This window comes from Amycolatopsis speibonae, from assembly GCF_042647925.1.
Lineage (GTDB): Bacteria > Actinomycetota > Actinomycetes > Mycobacteriales > Pseudonocardiaceae > Amycolatopsis > Amycolatopsis speibonae.
In genome coordinates this window covers 38,342-53,406 of the sequence record NZ_JBHRWK010000050.1, presented here as the reverse complement: position 1 = coordinate 53,406, position 15,065 = coordinate 38,342, and the positions used below count along the sequence as shown (strand labels likewise).

Annotated in this window: 17 protein-coding genes; 13 read left to right on the top strand and 4 right to left on the bottom strand. The window is 66.3% G+C overall.

Annotated elements, in window-relative coordinates; all coding sequences use genetic code 11:
- The first annotated feature begins 289 nt into the window (after positions 1 to 289).
- From ACFOSH_RS29195 to ACFOSH_RS29180, 4 genes are all read left to right on the top strand, one after another.
- Complete coding sequence (locus ACFOSH_RS29195; RefSeq protein WP_378242288.1) at positions 290 to 550, top strand: transposase; 261 nt, start codon at positions 290 to 292, stop codon at positions 548 to 550.
- Between the two features lie 68 nt (positions 551 to 618).
- Positions 619 to 867 carry an IS3 family transposase gene (locus tag ACFOSH_RS29190; RefSeq protein WP_378242291.1) on the top strand — a complete coding sequence of 83 codons (249 nt, stop codon included), beginning with the start codon at positions 619 to 621 and terminating at the stop codon, positions 865 to 867.
- A 36-nt stretch (positions 868 to 903) separates the two neighbouring features.
- The gene (locus ACFOSH_RS29185; protein WP_378242290.1) at positions 904 to 1,197 is read left to right on the top strand and encodes a DDE-type integrase/transposase/recombinase; all 294 of its coding nucleotides are present in this window, start codon (positions 904 to 906) and stop codon (positions 1,195 to 1,197) included.
- Complete coding sequence (locus ACFOSH_RS29180) at positions 1,116 to 1,367, top strand: integrase core domain-containing protein (RefSeq protein ID WP_378242289.1); 252 nt, start codon at positions 1,116 to 1,118, stop codon at positions 1,365 to 1,367. The genes ACFOSH_RS29185 and ACFOSH_RS29180 overlap by 82 nt, the downstream gene beginning before the upstream one ends.
- Before the next feature lie 287 nt (positions 1,368 to 1,654).
- On the opposite strand, the gene ACFOSH_RS29175 is transcribed toward ACFOSH_RS29180, so the two are convergent.
- Positions 1,655 to 2,086, bottom strand: a complete 432-nt coding sequence (locus ACFOSH_RS29175; RefSeq protein ID WP_378242287.1) for a hypothetical protein — start codon at positions 2,084 to 2,086, stop codon at positions 1,655 to 1,657.
- Positions 2,087 to 2,440: 354 nt separating this feature from the next.
- The gene (locus ACFOSH_RS29170; protein WP_378242286.1) at positions 2,441 to 3,349 is read right to left on the bottom strand and encodes a DNA-processing protein DprA; all 909 of its coding nucleotides are present in this window, start codon (positions 3,347 to 3,349) and stop codon (positions 2,441 to 2,443) included.
- A gap of 212 nt (positions 3,350 to 3,561) precedes the next feature.
- Here ACFOSH_RS29170 and ACFOSH_RS29165 point away from each other — a divergent pair, with 212 nt between their 5' ends.
- The 3 genes from ACFOSH_RS29165 (at position 3,562) to ACFOSH_RS29155 (ending at position 7,423) form a co-directional block, all read left to right on the top strand.
- Positions 3,562 to 4,353, top strand: coding sequence for an ArsR/SmtB family transcription factor (locus ACFOSH_RS29165; protein ID WP_378242285.1), 792 nt, complete (start codon positions 3,562 to 3,564; stop codon positions 4,351 to 4,353).
- Positions 4,354 to 4,394: 41 nt separating this feature from the next.
- Complete coding sequence (locus ACFOSH_RS29160; RefSeq protein ID WP_378242284.1) at positions 4,395 to 5,165, top strand: DUF3800 domain-containing protein; 771 nt, start codon at positions 4,395 to 4,397, stop codon at positions 5,163 to 5,165.
- Positions 5,166 to 5,269: 104 nt separating this feature from the next.
- Complete coding sequence (locus tag ACFOSH_RS29155; protein WP_378242283.1) at positions 5,270 to 7,423, top strand: terpene synthase family protein; 2,154 nt, start codon at positions 5,270 to 5,272, stop codon at positions 7,421 to 7,423.
- A 281-nt stretch (positions 7,424 to 7,704) separates the two neighbouring features.
- On the opposite strand, the gene ACFOSH_RS29150 is transcribed toward ACFOSH_RS29155, so the two are convergent.
- Positions 7,705 to 8,892, bottom strand: a complete 1,188-nt coding sequence (locus ACFOSH_RS29150; RefSeq protein WP_378242282.1) for a beta-1,3-glucanase family protein — start codon at positions 8,890 to 8,892, stop codon at positions 7,705 to 7,707.
- 303 nt (positions 8,893 to 9,195) lie between these two features.
- On the opposite strand from ACFOSH_RS29150, the gene ACFOSH_RS29145 reads away from it, so the two are divergent.
- The 4 genes from ACFOSH_RS29145 (at position 9,196) to ACFOSH_RS29130 (ending at position 12,210) form a co-directional block, all read left to right on the top strand.
- On the top strand, positions 9,196 to 9,819 hold the full coding sequence (locus ACFOSH_RS29145; protein WP_378242281.1) for a sigma-70 family RNA polymerase sigma factor: 624 nt from the start codon (positions 9,196 to 9,198) through the stop codon (positions 9,817 to 9,819).
- A gap of 647 nt (positions 9,820 to 10,466) precedes the next feature.
- Positions 10,467 to 10,775 carry an ANTAR domain-containing protein gene (locus ACFOSH_RS29140; protein ID WP_378242280.1) on the top strand — a complete coding sequence of 103 codons (309 nt, stop codon included), beginning with the start codon at positions 10,467 to 10,469 and terminating at the stop codon, positions 10,773 to 10,775.
- A gap of 177 nt (positions 10,776 to 10,952) precedes the next feature.
- A complete protein-coding gene (locus ACFOSH_RS29135; RefSeq protein ID WP_378242279.1) occupies positions 10,953 to 11,189 on the top strand; it encodes an ANTAR domain-containing protein in 237 nt (78 codons plus the stop codon).
- A gap of 106 nt (positions 11,190 to 11,295) precedes the next feature.
- The gene (locus ACFOSH_RS29130) at positions 11,296 to 12,210 is read left to right on the top strand and encodes a LysR family transcriptional regulator (protein WP_378242278.1); all 915 of its coding nucleotides are present in this window, start codon (positions 11,296 to 11,298) and stop codon (positions 12,208 to 12,210) included.
- Here ACFOSH_RS29130 and ACFOSH_RS29125 read toward each other — a convergent pair.
- Positions 12,207 to 13,181, bottom strand: coding sequence for a small ribosomal subunit Rsm22 family protein (locus ACFOSH_RS29125; RefSeq protein ID WP_378242277.1), 975 nt, complete (start codon positions 13,179 to 13,181; stop codon positions 12,207 to 12,209). The two genes, ACFOSH_RS29130 and ACFOSH_RS29125, sit on opposite strands and share 4 nt — an antisense overlap.
- A 153-nt stretch (positions 13,182 to 13,334) precedes the next feature.
- Between ACFOSH_RS29125 and ACFOSH_RS29120 the strand changes: the two genes are divergently transcribed.
- Both ACFOSH_RS29120 and ACFOSH_RS29115 read left to right on the top strand, forming a co-directional pair.
- A complete protein-coding gene (locus ACFOSH_RS29120; protein WP_378242276.1) occupies positions 13,335 to 13,754 on the top strand; it encodes a YciI family protein in 420 nt (139 codons plus the stop codon).
- A gap of 27 nt (positions 13,755 to 13,781) precedes the next feature.
- The gene (locus ACFOSH_RS29115) at positions 13,782 to 15,050 is read left to right on the top strand and encodes an RNA polymerase sigma factor (RefSeq protein ID WP_378242275.1); all 1,269 of its coding nucleotides are present in this window, start codon (positions 13,782 to 13,784) and stop codon (positions 15,048 to 15,050) included.
- Positions 15,051 to 15,065: the final 15 nt, after the last annotated feature.

Below are 15,065 nucleotides of genomic sequence, written 5' to 3'. Positions count from 1 at the left end.
GAGGGTGTTCAGTTCTTTCGTCACGGTTTGATCTTGGACACCCTCCTCCCGGCCATCACACCGGCCTCCTTCACGTGATCTTCACGGAATCAATCATCTAGGGTCCACGTACCGCCAACGGTGGCACCGGGTATGAACTCGGCTGCACCGAAGACAGGGCATTGATCCAGGAGAACGAACGCCCTGCCCACTCGTGCACACGACTTCGGTATTCACACGCGCTTGAGCCGCCCCGAAGCTTCCGGACAGTGGATCAACTAAGATCCACTGTCCGGAAGCGAGGATACAGGTGTCGTCGAAGCGTAGAAGGTTCTCTCCTGAGTATCGGGAGATGGTGATCGAGACGTCTCGACCGACGGCTCAGGTTGCCCGGGAGCTCGGCATTGGTGAACAATCCCTGGGGAACTGGGTCGCTAAGTATCGTCAGGATCATGCGGATGACGAACCGGCCCTGGACCTTGAAGAGCTGAAACGGCAAACCCGGGGAACTCAAGATGGAGAACGAGTTCCTAAAAAATTTGCGGCGTACTTTGCTCAGAATCAACAGTGACCGATAAGTGCGAGTTCATCGAGCCGCACAGGATCGACGAGAAGAAGTACGCCTGCCCTGTCACATTCATGTGCGGCCATCTCGATGTGTCCAAGTCCGGATCTTACGAGTGGAGATCCCGACCGGAGTCGGCCACGGCCGAGCGGTGTGAACAGCTGAAGGTTCTCGTTCGGAAGGCGTTCGATGATTCAGATGAGGCCTATGGTTATCGACGGGTTCACGCCCAACTCGGGCGGTGGGATGTCCGAGCGGGCCCGGAGCTGGTGCGGTCGGTGATGCGCGAGCTGAATCTGGTGGCCTGCCAGCCGAAACCGTGACGTTTCAGCCTCGCTGAGGCCGGCCCCAGCGGCCTCATCCCAGACCTCGTCGACCGGGACTTCACCGCAGACGCGCCAGGAGTCAAGATGGCCGGGGATATCACGTACATCCCAACCTGGGAGGGGTGGCTCTATTTTGCGACTGTCATTGATTGTCAAACCAGAGCCGTTGTCGGCTGGGCCATGGACGACAACTACAAGACGCCTCTCATTTCTACCGCGATCACCATGGCGCTGAAACCCTCCGGTTGCTCAAGATCAGGCAATCAGTCGGCCGGACCGGGATCTGCTACGATAACGCCATGGCTGAATCATTCTTCGCGGCCTTGAAAAATGAGCGGGTTCATCGAACAGAGTATCCAACCCTGATGCACGCACGCCAAGACATTGCAGACTGCATCGAATTCCGCTACAATACGCTACGTCTCCACTCGGGTCTTGGATACAAAACCTCGCGCGAGATTCATGTCGAGTACTTGAACGGGATGCAGGCAGCATAGATTCACCCCTGAATCACTGTCCGGACAGCCTCGGGGCCCATCATTGAGTGCGGCCTTCTGCCGCCCGGTCTGCGTGCGCAGTTCCTTCAGCTGTGCCTTGGCCACACGCTGCTTTTTACTGCTGCCTCTCACGACACCCATCGTGCCGACCAGCAAGGACTTCCGAATCAGGCCCAGGAACTTCCCGCCTTCCGTCGAAGTACCCGTGGAAGTCGGTGATCGCCGCGATGGCGTTGCGCGCTGCACTGGTCTGGGGCCGCCGGGGAAGTGCGGGGGGTGGTGGCACTTCAGTCGGTGCCGGGGCAGCTGTCGCCGGTGACAGGGCAGCGCAAGGCGTCGTAGGGATCGTTGAGATCCTCGATCAGCAGCCGGTGGTCGTCCCAGTCGTACTTCAACAAGCGAGCCACGCAGAGGATGGTCACCTTTGTGGCGCCGGACGCTTTCAGCGCCAGCGCGGCGGACTGAGCTTTGTCGCCGGAGACCCATGTGTCATCTACGACCAGCACATGACGACCGTGGATCGCCGGCTGGAACTCCTGGGCGACGACGAACCGACCGATTCGAGGAGAACGAAAGGGTTCCGACGCGAAAGCCGGACCGATCTTCAGTCGGATCCGCCGGGCGGCAGGGTTCAGGTCGGCTATCTGGCGAGCGAGTCCGGCGCTCGGATGTTCCGGTCCTGGGCAGTTGGCGGATGGTATGAAAGTGATGGCCCCCAAGCCCCGACAGTGCTTGCGATGGAAGGTCCGTGCAAGAGGCCACCCACGCGCGTCATGAGGCGGAGGTCTCGTTCACATTTGGGTGCCGGCGGGTGCTGTTTGTATCGATACACGTGGTGTTCCGATTGATGAGGCGGGCTCATTTTGCTCTTGGCGTAGCGAGCGGAACGACGAGATCGGCGAGGCTTACGCCGAAAGAATTGCTCGCCGTGCGGCATTGCGGGCAAAGCGTCTTGGTCGTGGGGCCTGTGCACACGAGACACAAGCCTGGCGTTCCTCTGCGGGTATTGCAGAAGAAGCCACCGACTTCTCTCCGTAGCAGTCGTGCCAGTTCTGCCGCTCTCGTGGGCGGAGTCATCCGTCGGCGGCGGCGTTGAGCAGCGCATCGATCTGGGCGGGGCCGGATGCGACGTGTTCTGCGGTCTCGATGACCTCGGCCGTGCTGCTCGCGACGTAGACGCCAGGGCGATCGATCAGCTCAGACGGCCACTTGTTGTTGCGGACGACGAGGTCGGTGAGAATGACCGGGCGGCCGTGGGCGACGGCTTGGCGTGCCTGAATGCGGGCCCCGCTGTGTTCGCCGGCTTCGATGACGATCGTCGCGCGGCCATAGCCCGACATCACTGCGTTCCGCATAGGGAAAGACTGCTTCGTCGGCGGGGAATCAGGCCAGAACTGTGAGATCACGAGGCCCTCGGCCGCGATGCGATCCTGCAGCTCCCGGTTTTCCGTGGGGTAATGCCGGGTGACCCCCGTGCCGATCACCGCGACGGTCCGGCCGCCCGAGTCCAGGGCCGCTGTATGCGCAGCCACGTCGATGCCTTTGGCGAGGCCCGAAATCACCGTGATTTTTCTGTCCGCCAATCCGGCGGCAACGGACCTGGCGATATGCAACCCCAGGTCCGATGCCTGTCGTGAGCCGACCACGGCCAGCCCGATCTCCTCAGCCGGGAGTTCGCCCAGGTGGAACAGAACTGGCGGAAAGTCGTGGATCTCGCGTAGCTGTGATGGGTAGAGATCGTCCATGAAGGTGAGGAAGCCGAGTTCTCGCCACGACACGACGTCGTGCTGCGCCTCGATCAACGCGGAAGTCTGAGCTGCCTCGTCGAACAGGCCAGGAGGGTGGTGTTCCTCCCAAAGCCGAAGAGCGCTCTGTCGACTCTCGACTTCGCGCGTGAGTTCTCGCCAGCTGAGTCCGGCAGGCCGGGTGCGCAGCAGCGCGACCAGCGCCGCCCGCTCCATGTCATCCCACCGATCAGTCATGGGGGTCAGCGTAGGTCTTTCGTGGCCCCATGGTGCGTCTGCCACGGCAGAACGTGGGCTGGGAATGGCGTAGAACACGCGTTCGATTATGGCCGCCTTCGCAGGGTGGCGCAAATGTGATCCTTTGTCACATTTTGTGGCGCTTGACATGCAGCCGGTTGGCTGCCTAACCTGTTGAGGCAGCCGTGAGGCTGCATATCAGGGAGAGCGACATGGACGAGGTGTTCAAGGCGCTGGCCGACACCAGCCGCCGCAGGTTGCTCGACGACCTGAACGCCCGCAACGGGCAGACCCTGCGCGAGCTGTGCGCGGGGCTGGACATGGCGCGGCAGTCGGTCAGCAAGCATCTGGCCGTGCTGGAGGCGGCCAACCTGGTGACCACGGTGTGGCGTGGCCGCGAGAAGTTGCACTACGTGAACGCGGAGCCGATCAACGCGATCGCCGAGCGCTGGATCGACCGGTACCACCAGGGCCGGGTCGACGCGCTTTCCGACCTCAAGAAGGCATTGGAGCAGGAACCCATGGGTACCGACGAATTCGTCTACACCAGCTACATCAGGACGACCCCGGAGCGGCTCTGGAAGGCGCTGACCGATCCGGTCTTCACCAAGCAGTACTGGGGCTGCGAGTTCACTTCGGACTGGAAGCCCGGGTCCACGATGGCCTGGGAGCAGCTCGGCGTGAAGCTGGAGGACGACGGGCAGGTCGTGCTGGAGTCCGACCCGTACCGGCGGCTGTCCTACACGTGGCACACCTTCACCCCGGAGTTCGGCAAGTCGGTGGGACTCGACGACGACGTGTCGGCGAAGCTCCAGGCCGAGTCGCGGTCGAAGGTGACGTTCGACCTCGAATCCGTCGGCGACACGGTGAAGCTGACCGTGGTGCACGACGGTTTCGACGAGGGCAGCACCGCGCTGGAGATGGTCAAGGGCGGCTGGCCGTCGATCCTGTCGAGCCTCAAGACACTGCTCGAGACCGGTGAGCCCCTGCCCGAACCCGCGTAACCAGGTCGACTGCGCCGCCGTGATCGGGCACGATCTGCATCGTGCCCCTGGAGATCGCTTGCGACGAGTCCGGGTCCGAGGGCGAGAAACTGATCGGCGGGCAGACCGACGTGTTCGCGCACGCGGGGGTCCGGCTGAGCATCGAAGAGGCGGAGGCCTGCCTGGTCGAACTCCGGCGCAGGATCCGCTCGCCGGCGGTCGAGTACAAGGCGAACCATCTGCTCCGCACGAAGCACCGGCGGGTCCTCGAATGGTTCCTCGGCCCGCGCGGCCCGGTCCACGGGCGTGCGCGTGTGTACCTCGTGGACAAGAAACTGCTGCTGGCGAACGAACTCCGCGCGCTGGTGGGTCCGGAAGTCGCGCCGGACGACGAAGTCCTGGCCGCGTTCAACGACGTGCTGCGGACCCGTAATCGCCGGGATCCGGCGGCGGGGTCGTTCTTCGCGATGGCCGGCGACACCGGGGAACTGCGGGCGAAGGTCGCCGAGGTGCGCGAAGCCAAGGTCCTCGATCCGCTGGTGCCCGCGATCCTCCGCGCCGTCGAATACTGGAGCGCGGGCGGGGAGCAGGTCTTCCTCGTCCATGACGAACAGCCGTCGCTCAAGGGCGAACGGCTCGCCCGGATCGAATCGAGTCCGGGGCTGGCCGGGCTGAAGTTCGTGGATTCGCGGACGGATCCGCGGGTACAGGTCGCCGATTTCCTGGTCGGTGTCGCCCGGCGGATCGCCGAGGACGAACTGAACGGGAACGGCGACGCGGTATTGACCGAATTGCTCGCGCCGTATATCGACCCGGCGTCCCTCTGGAACTGATTCACTCCGTAGCGCACCGAATCGCTCGGGTGGCCGTTGCCCGGCACGGCGGTCGGCTGGAAACGTCGAGACGTATTCGACACCGGCCCGGGAGGCAGTCGCAGATGCAGGCTTTCACCTTGCCCGAGTTCTACTTGCCGCATCCGGCCAGGATGAATCCGCACCTCGAAGCGGCGCGGGCGCACAGTATGGCCTGGGCAGGGAAGATGGGCATGCTCGATTCGCCCGCCCCGTCCGGCGACGTCGTCTGGACCGAGCGGGCGCTGGCGAAAATGGACTACGCGCTGCTCTGCGCGCACACCCATCCGGACTGTGACGGCCCGTCCCTCGATCTGGTCACGGACTGGTACGTGTGGGTGTTCTTCTTCGACGACGATTTCCTCGCGCAATTCAAGTACACCCGGGACATCGAGGGCGCGAAGGCCTATTTGGACCGGCTGGAACTGTTCATGACGGGGCCGGGGGAAACGTCGCCGGAACCGGGTAATCCGGCGGAAGCCGGGCTCAAGGATCTTTGGGCGCGCACCATTCCCTCGATGTCGGAAGCCTGGCGACGCCGATTCGTCACCAGTACGCACAACCTGATGGTCGAATCGCTCTGGGAACTGGACAACATCGACCGCGGCCGGATCGCGAACCCCATCGAGTACGTCCAGATGCGCCGTCGCGTCGGCGGGGCGCCGTGGTCGGCGAACCTGATCGAGTACGCCGTCGGCGCCGAAGTGCCGGACAGGATCGCGGCGACCAGGCCGATGGAGGTCCTGCGTGACACCTTCGCCGACGCCGTCCACCTCCGTAACGATCTCTTTTCCTACCAACGTGAAGTGTGCGAAGAAGGCGAGAATTCCAACGCCGTCCTCGTCTTCGAGAAGTTCCTGGACCGCTCGACGCAGGAGGCCGCCGAACTCACCAACGACCTGCTGACCTCGCGGCTGCAGCAGTTCGAGAACACCGCGCTCGTCGAGGTGCCCGCGCTGCTGGTCGAACACGACGTCTCGCTGTCCGAGCAGATCGGGGTCGGCCTGTACGTCAAAGGCCTGCAGGACTGGCAGTCCGGCGGCCACGAATGGCACAGACGGTCGAGCCGGTACATGAAGGAGAGCGCGGACGGCGGCCGTTCGCCGCATCGGCTGGGCCTGGGCCGGCGGATCCGTCAGCAGGCGCCCGTGCCGTTCGCGAAGGTGGGACATCTGCCGCTGCCGGAATTCCGCCTGCCCTACCCCGTCCGCACCAGCCCCCACCTCGCCGCCGCCCGCGAGTACGCGCCGGGCTGGGCTCGGGAGATGGGCATGTTCGAGGAGGGGATCTGGGACGAGCGCCGGTGCCGCGGCATCGATCTGGCGCACTGCGCCGCGATGATCGACGCGGACGCGGACCTCGCCCGGCTGAAACTGTCGACAGACTGGCTCACCTGGGGCACGTATGCCGACGACTACTTCCCGCTGATGTTCGGGCTGAAGCGTGATCCGCTGGCTGCGAAGCTGTGCAGCGACAGGCTTTCTCTGTTCATGCCGCTCGACGGCGAGCCGGTGCCGAAGCCGTCGAGCCCGATCGAGCGGGGGCTCGTGGATCTGTGGAACCGCACCGCCGGACCGCTGACCCCGCACGCGCGGGCGGAGTTCCGGACGGCGATCGAGAGCATGACCGCGAGCTGGGTCTGGGAGGTGGCGAACCGGGCGCAGAACCGCGTCCCCGACCCGGTCGACTACGTGGAGATGCGACGGCGGACGTTCGGGTCCGACCTGACGAAGAGTCTCGCTCTGCTCGAAATCGGCGGTGTCGTGCCGCCGGAGCTGCACCAGAACCGCGTGCTGTTCGAGCTCGACACCGCCGCGCAGGACTACGCGGCCTTCTCCAACGACCTGTTCTCGTACCAGAAGGAGATCGAGTACGAGGGCGAGGTGCACAACCTCGTCCATGTCGTCGAGCGGTTCCTCGCCGTGGACCGGGAAGAGGCCCGCGACATCACCGCCCGGCTGATGAACGCGCGCCTCGACCAGTTCCGGCAGCTCGCCGACGAGGACCTGCCGCGGATGTGCGACGACCTCGGGCTCGACGACGAGGTCCGCGCGGCGGTGACGAGATACGCGGATCACCTGAAGGACTGGATGGCCGGAATCCTGGAATGGCACCGGAACTGCGCGCGGTACACGCCGGAGGAACTGGAACGCGCCCACACCCCCGAGCCGACGGCGTTCTCCCTCGAGCCGAGCGGGCTCGGGATGTCGGCGTGGCGGATCGGGAGCGGGGCGCGCTGAGATCAGAGGTCCGTGAAGGCATCCCTTGACGCGGCTCAGTCGAGGTGGTCGTGAGCGGCGAAGAGGGTTATTCGAGGGTACGGCAAAGGTGTCGGGTCGACGAGTCCGGCGAGGGCGCGAGGTGTCACTCAGGGTGATTGGTGTGTGGAAATAGGGACGCTCAACGTCCCTATTTCCACACCCCTCAAGCCTCGACAGAACACGACTTGCCACTCACGGCTACCCGAGGTGCGGTTCAGGCGGGCAAAGCTTTCCGGCGGGTCGGCTAGGCCACCGAGTCTCTAGAAAGCCGTCAGGGTGATCTTCGCGGTCTTCGGGTCCCCGTCGTGCACCAGCGACTCGAAGTGCCCGACGTCGTCGAAGGCGAATCCGTACGCCTTCCCGTCGACCATCTGCTCGTGCACGATCCGCGAGTAGTGGTCGGTCACGGACTGCTTGTAGAACGGGCCCGCGTCATAGGTCGGCTGCGTGTGCAGGGTGCCGAGGGTCGAGCGGTGCAGCGCCGCGCACAGCGTCCGCGCGATCGGGCCGACGACCTGGTCGTTCGGCGCCTGCAGCCGCCCGTCGCAGTTGAAGACGTCGCGGGTGCTCGGCTTGCCGAACGATGCCACCTCGGCGCCCGAGGTGTTCGTGAACCGCATGACGTCGTCCCCGCCGGTCTTGCCGGTGAACTTCTTGCCGGGTTCGGCCTCGAACGGGACCACGGTCAACGGTGTCGACTTGTAGGTGTTCCAGGCGCTCGTGACGTAGCCGTCGAGGTAGTTCCCGCTGAACTTCCCGGTGTCGAGCCCCTTGCCCGGGGCGAGGACCCGCAGGTCGTTGTACACCAGGTTCGAGAAGCCGGACTGTCCCTTGACACCGTTGAAGATGCTCGCGCGGCCGCCCGGCTTGAGGCGCCCGGCCTCCTTGTTCGCGCCGGCGCCGTTGGTCAGCCCGACGACGTGCGGCACGCTGAACATGTCCACCTGCGAGCTGTTGATGAACAGCCCGCCGTTGTCGTAGGTGAATTCGCTCCAGTCGAACAGGATGTCCCGGTTCGGGTCGCCGTCGGCCCACGGTGCAGGCTGCACCAGCCCGTCCGGGGTCAGGAAGAACTTGATCTTCTGCCCGAACGACATGTAGACGCGGCCCGAGAGCATCCGCGGGATCCGGAGCGTGGTCGAGCCGCCGTTGCCGGGGCCCGCGATCGCGACGTCCGGCGCGGGGCTCGGCGGGTTCGCGCCCGCGGGCCACGGCGTGAAGGCGCCGCCGGAGTTGACGTAGCCGAGCTTGCCGGTGTTGAGGTTCGTGCCGAGCACGTAGAGGTAAACCGCGTCGGAGCGGTTCGAATTGTTGGTGACGGTCAGCGGCAGCGGATCGGGACCGGCGGCGACCGCGGTGGGCGCCGAAAGCGCCGAAACCGCGGTGACGAGCGGGAGCGTGACCGCCAACGCGGTCAAAACACGCCGGATCTTCTTACCTATGCGCACGATTCACTCCTCGGCGGAATCCCGCCGCGGAACGCGAACGCGCCGCGGCGGTGCTTGCGGATGTCGGCCGGGGGCGCGTTCCCGGCCTGGGTGTGACCTTGGCGAGGGGTCTCGGCACGGAAAGTAACCTCGCGGAAGTCGATATGTCCAGACCACTGGTGAAAATCTGTCCGGTTTCTTGCCCGTATGGACACTTTGTCGCGGACCTTCGTCGTTTGAGATGGCCGGATGTCTCGACTACCGTGGTCCGGGTTCCGTCCTGGACCCCGGCGGCCGGGTTTTCTCATCCGTGGGGAGCGGGACATGGGCGGTGACGATTTTCCGGTGCGGAGACCCGGTGACGGCGAGACGTGGATTTCCCCCGCCGTCTGGGACGACCTCGCCAAGACAGCGGCGTGCGGAGAGCCGCGCGGTATGGACGACCTCATGGCCGCCCTCGTGCCGTGGGCCCGGCAGTACACCGAAACCCGCCTCGGCGGTCGCGATCTGACCTACCTCGAACCCGCGGACGTCGCGCAGGAGATCTGCCTCGCGGTCTTCGTCGCGGTTCCCGGTTACGGCCTGCGCGGCGGCTCTTTCCTGTTCCTCATGCGGGCCATCGCGGCGAACAAGGTCGCCGACGTCTTCCGGAAGGCGGCGCGGAGCAGACAGGTGCTGACCGGTGAACTCCCCGAGCGCCCGGCGGGGGCCGCGGACGAGCCGGAGCAGCGGGCCCTGCGGACCGATCTCGGTGTCCGGCTCGGCAAGCTGATGCGGATGCTGCCGGTCTCACACCGGGAAGTGCTGGGAATGCGGGTGGTCGGCGAGCTGACGTCGAACGAGACCGCGGCGGCGCTCGGGACGACTTCGTCGCGCGTGCGAGTGACCAAACACCGGGCGATCAGCAGGCTGCGCGCCTGTGCTCAGCGCCAGGACGCCTTGAGCTGAGACGGACCAGCAGCCGGAGAAGGGGATTCTCCCGCTTGGCCCGGGTCTCGAGAATGCGAACGCACATGGCCCCTCCAGAGCTCGCTGACGAGCGACGTCGCCGAGGGCCAGGACAACCGGTCGCGGGGTCCACCCTAGGCGCGGACCGGGAGGCCGGAACCGGCTGAACGGACGATTGGCGGCCGCCTGGGCCGTTCCGGCGATCATGGTTCCGCTCTTCGGACTACCGCTTTGGTGCCAAAGAAGTCATTGAGGGCACGGTGAAGGGGCGAAACGTGCGACACTGGCCGTAGCGCGGGTGAGATGCCCCGCCGTTCGCCCCTGTCCCCGGCGGGCTCGTCCGATACCGGACATCGCCGAGAGGCACACCATGAGGCCCCAAAGGCCCGATCGCGCCACCCGAGTCTGGGAGAAGCTGCGTTTCCTCGCTTCGGAAACCGACTCGGTGGTGACAGTGCGCCACGCCTGCGTCATCTGTGGAGACGTCCTCGAAGCCGCGGGCGTCGGGCTCACGCTCACCACCAAAGGAGGTTCCGCCGAGCCGGTCTTCGCCACCGACGAAACGCAGTCGCGAATTGGAAGACCTGCAGTCCACCTTGGGTGAAGGACCCGCGCTCGACGTGTCACACGACGGCATGCTCGTCGTCGTGACCGACGTGACCGCTCCGGAGGCGGCGAGCCGATGGCCGACCTTCGCTCCCGAGGCGATAGACAGAGGTGTCAAATCGATCGTCGATGCCGGCAGGGCCGGGCTGGCCGAGGTGATCGACCTCGAATTCACCGAACACCGTGCACAAGTGCATCAGGCCACGGGCATGGTGTCGGTCCGGCTCGCCATCGGGCTCGCGGACGCACTCGCTCGCTTACGTGCCCACGCCTATCTCTACGGCCGCAAGCTCAGCGAGGTCGCCGATGACGTGGTGTGGCGTCGTATCACGTTCCGGACCGAGTCTTGATGGGTCGTGTGGCTAAGGAGATTCAAGAATCATGACCGACTCGGCAGCCGGCGGACACCCTTGTCGACGACTTCTGTTCCAGTCGCAGAACTCCGAGGGGCCGTGCCTGGACTGCTACCGGCACGCCGAGCCGGTGGTCGGGAAGCGGAGGACTCGGGATTCCGTTCCGTGTACGCCTTGCCGACGCGACGACGGACTGCGGCTGGGCAGGCGCTCGCGGACATCGCCACGATCGGCATCCCGCACCACCGGCTGGTGCGGCGGCAGGAAATCGTCACCGTGCCACTGCAGACCGCGTTGAACAACAGGGTGATCATCGAGCAGGCGAAGGGGGTCCTCGCCGAACGCCTGCGGATCTCGGTGGAAGACGCGTTCGGCGTATTGCGCGCACACGCGCGGAGCAACAATCTCTAGATTCTCGCCGTGGCGAACGGAATCATCGACCGAACAGTGGAAATAAAGCGCTGAACGATACCGATTCGGCGCTTGTCCGCCACTGGGCGATACCTAAACTTGACGGGTGTTTTCCCTGGAGCAGCTGGTGAGTTTCGTCGCGGTGGCCGAGGAACTGCACTACGGCCGGGCGGCGGAGCGGCTCTCGATGACCCAGCCGCCGTTGAGCAGGCGGATCCAGTTGCTGGAGCGCGAACTGGGGGTCGAGCTTTTCGACCGGACGCACCGCACCGTCCGGCTGACGCCCGCCGGACGGGTTTTTCTCGCCGAAGCAAGGAAAATACTGCGTTCGTCGCAGGAGGCGGCACTGTACGTCCGCCGGGCGAGGAAGGGCGAGGTCGGGGCCGTCACGCTCGGATTCACCGCCACCGCGGCGTATTCGTGTCTCGACCGCGTACTCGCCGCGGCGAACGCCGAAGTGCCCGGCGTCGATCTGGTGCTGCGGGAAATGGTGACGGCGGCGCAGGTGGAGGAGTTGCTGGCGGGCGGGGTCGACCTCGGCATGGTCCGGCCGCCGGTCGTCGGCGCCGACATCGTGACCCTGCCGCTGTGGCGGGAACCGCTGCTGGCGGCGTTGCCGTCAGCACATCCTTTGGCTCGGCGAAAGAAGAATCCCGCCGTCCACGACTTCGACCGCGAGCCGTTCATCATGTATTCGCCGTCGGAGTGCCGGTACTTCCACGACATGCTCGTGTCGGTGTTCCGTGCGGCGCGGGTGCTGCCGGACTACACGCAGTACGCCGGTCAGGCGCATACCGTGCTCGCGCTGGTCAAGGCGGACCTCGGGATCGCGCTGGTGCCCGCCGCGGTCGCCGCGCTGCGGTTCGAGGGTGTCGTACTCCGTCCGGTGGACGGGATCGAGGGCCGTCCGGTGGAACTCGAACTGATGTGGCGGCGGGGCAACGACAATCCGGCGCTCGGCGCGTTGCTCACCGTCATCGGCACTCTCGCGCGGCGTGCTCGTCAGTCCACTGTGGACTAAGTAGGCCAGGCGTCGCCCCATTCGGCGTCGCGGGCCGCGCGGTAGGCCGTGCCGTGCCGTTTGGTGACGATCGTTTCGGTGAGCCCGGCTTCGGCGCACAGGGACAGGCTGACCATGCCCTTTCGCTTGGCCGGATGCCGCAGGATCCGGCCCTCGGCCCGATCCGGCGTCGTGCGTGAGGCGACGACGTAGGAGAACTTCTCGTCCTCGAAGCCGAGCGTCCCCGCCTTGAGCTGGCGATGCAGGCCGGTGCGCGGGAGGCGGGCGGAGAAATGGCACCAGTCCTTGCCGCGCGGGATCGGGCAGTCGCCCTCGTGCGGGCAGGGCGCGACCAGGGAGAGGCCGAGTCCGACGAGCTGATCCCGCGCTTCGACGATCCGGTCGTAGCCGCCGGGGGTGCCGGGTTCGATCAGCACCAGCATCGAGGTCTTCGCCGACAGCCACCGGACGACTTCGGCCCGGCGGGCTTCGGGCAGCTCCCCGAGGACGTAGGAGAGGGTCACCAGGTCGGCGTCCGGGGCGGGCGACGACGGGTCGATCAGACCGCGCTGCCAGGTCGAGCCGCGGACGGCCGTGCCGCCCGCGTTGCCCGCGAGCCGCCGTCCCAGCGCGATCGCGCCCGGGACCTGCTCGACGACGGTGCTCTCCTCCAGCGACGGCCACACCTCGGCCGCCGCCCAGATCGCGGCACCGGTCCCGCCGCCGATGTCGATCTGCGTGCGCGGAGCGAACCCGGGGGCGCGGAGAGCGGCTTCGGCGAGAACGGCGTGCACGGCCGCGTAGGTGGCCGGCATCCGATAGCCCGCGTACGCCGCGATGTCGGCTTCGGAGGTGAGGATGGGCGCGCTCGCGGGGGCGTTCTCGCGGTAGCGCGTGCTGAGCCGCTCGACGGACTGCGTCAGCCTGTGCTGCGGGTACTTGCCCAGCTCCTCGTCGAGGGCGGAGCGGAGGGTTTCGGGGAGAGCGGCCACGGGGGAACACTCTCTCATGGGTGCTTGACCTGGGGTTTTCCGGCTGCTCGAATACTCGCGGAAAAAAGTTCTGGGACCGTGTCGAAACCGGGGAAGCCCGTTCGACGCGTAGATGTGGCAGGGGACGAGCCCCGCCGGGAACGGAGACTTGAGATGCGGTTCATGGTGATCGTGAAGAGCGACGAGAAGACCGACGTGGCCGGTGCGCAGCCGAGCGCCGAGGACTTGCAGGAGATGGGGAAGTTCAACGAGGAACTGGTGAAGGCCGGCGTCATGCTCGCGGGTGAAGGGCTGCTCCCCAGCGCCCAGGGTTTCCGCATCCAGTACTCCGGCACCACCGAGGCCAGGGTCGTCGACGGGCCCTTCGCCGAGAGCAAGGAACTCATCGCCGGTTTCTGGATCCTGCAGGTCAAGGACAGGGCCGAGGTCGTCGAATGGATGAAGCGCGCGCCGTTCCGCGAGGGTGAGATCGAGATCCGCCAGATCGCCGAGCTGGAGGACTTCGACAACGCCACCCCGGAGATCGTCGAGCACGAGAAGAAGCTGCGGGAGCAGGCCGAGGCGAACCAGTAGTTGCCATCGTCGCGCCGACGATGTTGATTGGTCGGCGTGACGGCTACAGCAGACCCCCGTTCGGCGATCGACGCGGTGTGGCGGATCGAATCGGCCCGCCTCATCGCCGGCCTCGCGCGGATGACGCGCGACGTCGGGCTCGCGGAGGAACTGGCGCAGGACGCGCTGGTCGCCGCGCTCGAACAGTGGCCTGAGTCGGGCGTCCCGAGGAATCCGGGCGCCTGGCTCATGACCACGGCCAAACGCCGGGCGGTCGACACCTTCCGGCGCAACGAGCGGTACGAGAAGAAGCTCGGCGAGATCGGCCGTGAGCAGGAGACCGAGGAGGAACCCGACTTCACCGCGGGCCTCGACGACCACATCGAGGACGACCTCCTGAGGCTGGTGTTCACCGCCTGCCACCCGGTGCTGCCGACCGAGGCCAGGGTGGCGCTGACGCTGAAGATGATCGGCGGGCTGCAGACGCACGAGATCGCGCGGGCGTTCCTCGCCAAGGAGACCGCCATCGCGCAGCGGATCGTCCGGGCGAAGAAGACGCTCGGCGACGCCAAGGTGCCGTTCGAGGTGCCCGAGGGGGCGGACAGGGTCGCGCGCCTCTCTTCGGTGCTCGAAGTCATCTACCTGATCTTCAACGAGGGGTACTCGGCGACGGCGGGCGAGGACTGGATGCGCCCGGGGCTGTGCGAGGAGGCGCTGCGGCTCGGCCGGATCCTCGCCGGGCTCATGCCGAAGGAACCCGAGGTGCACGGGCTCGTCTCGCTGATGGAGATCCAGGCGTCACGGTCCGCCGCGCGCGTGGGGCCGAACGGTGAGCCCGTCCTGCTGCTGGAGCAGGACCGGGCGAAATGGAACCGGCTCCTGATCGGCCGCGGGCTCGCCGCCCTGGAACTCGCCGAGTCGCTCACCGACGGCGCTTTCGGCGTCTACGCGGCGCAAGCCGCCATCGCCGCCTGCCACGCGCGGGCGCGGACGGGCGAAGAGACCGACTGGGGACGCATCGCCGTGCTCTACGAAGGGCTCGGGAAGCTGAACCCGTCGCCGGTGATCGAACTGAACCGCGCGGTGGCGCTGTCGATGGCCGTCGGGCCGGAGGCGGGCCTGGAGATCGTCGACAAGCTGACGTCGGAGCCCGCGCTGAAGTCGTATCACCTGCTGCCGAGCGTGCGCGGCGACTTCCTGGCGAAGCTCGGCCGCCTCGACGAGGCCCGCGCCGAGTTCGAGCGCGCGGCGGAGATGACCGGGAACGACCGGGAACGCACGCTGCTGCTCGGCCGCGCCAAGGAGTGCACCCCCTGACTTCGAAGCAGGAGC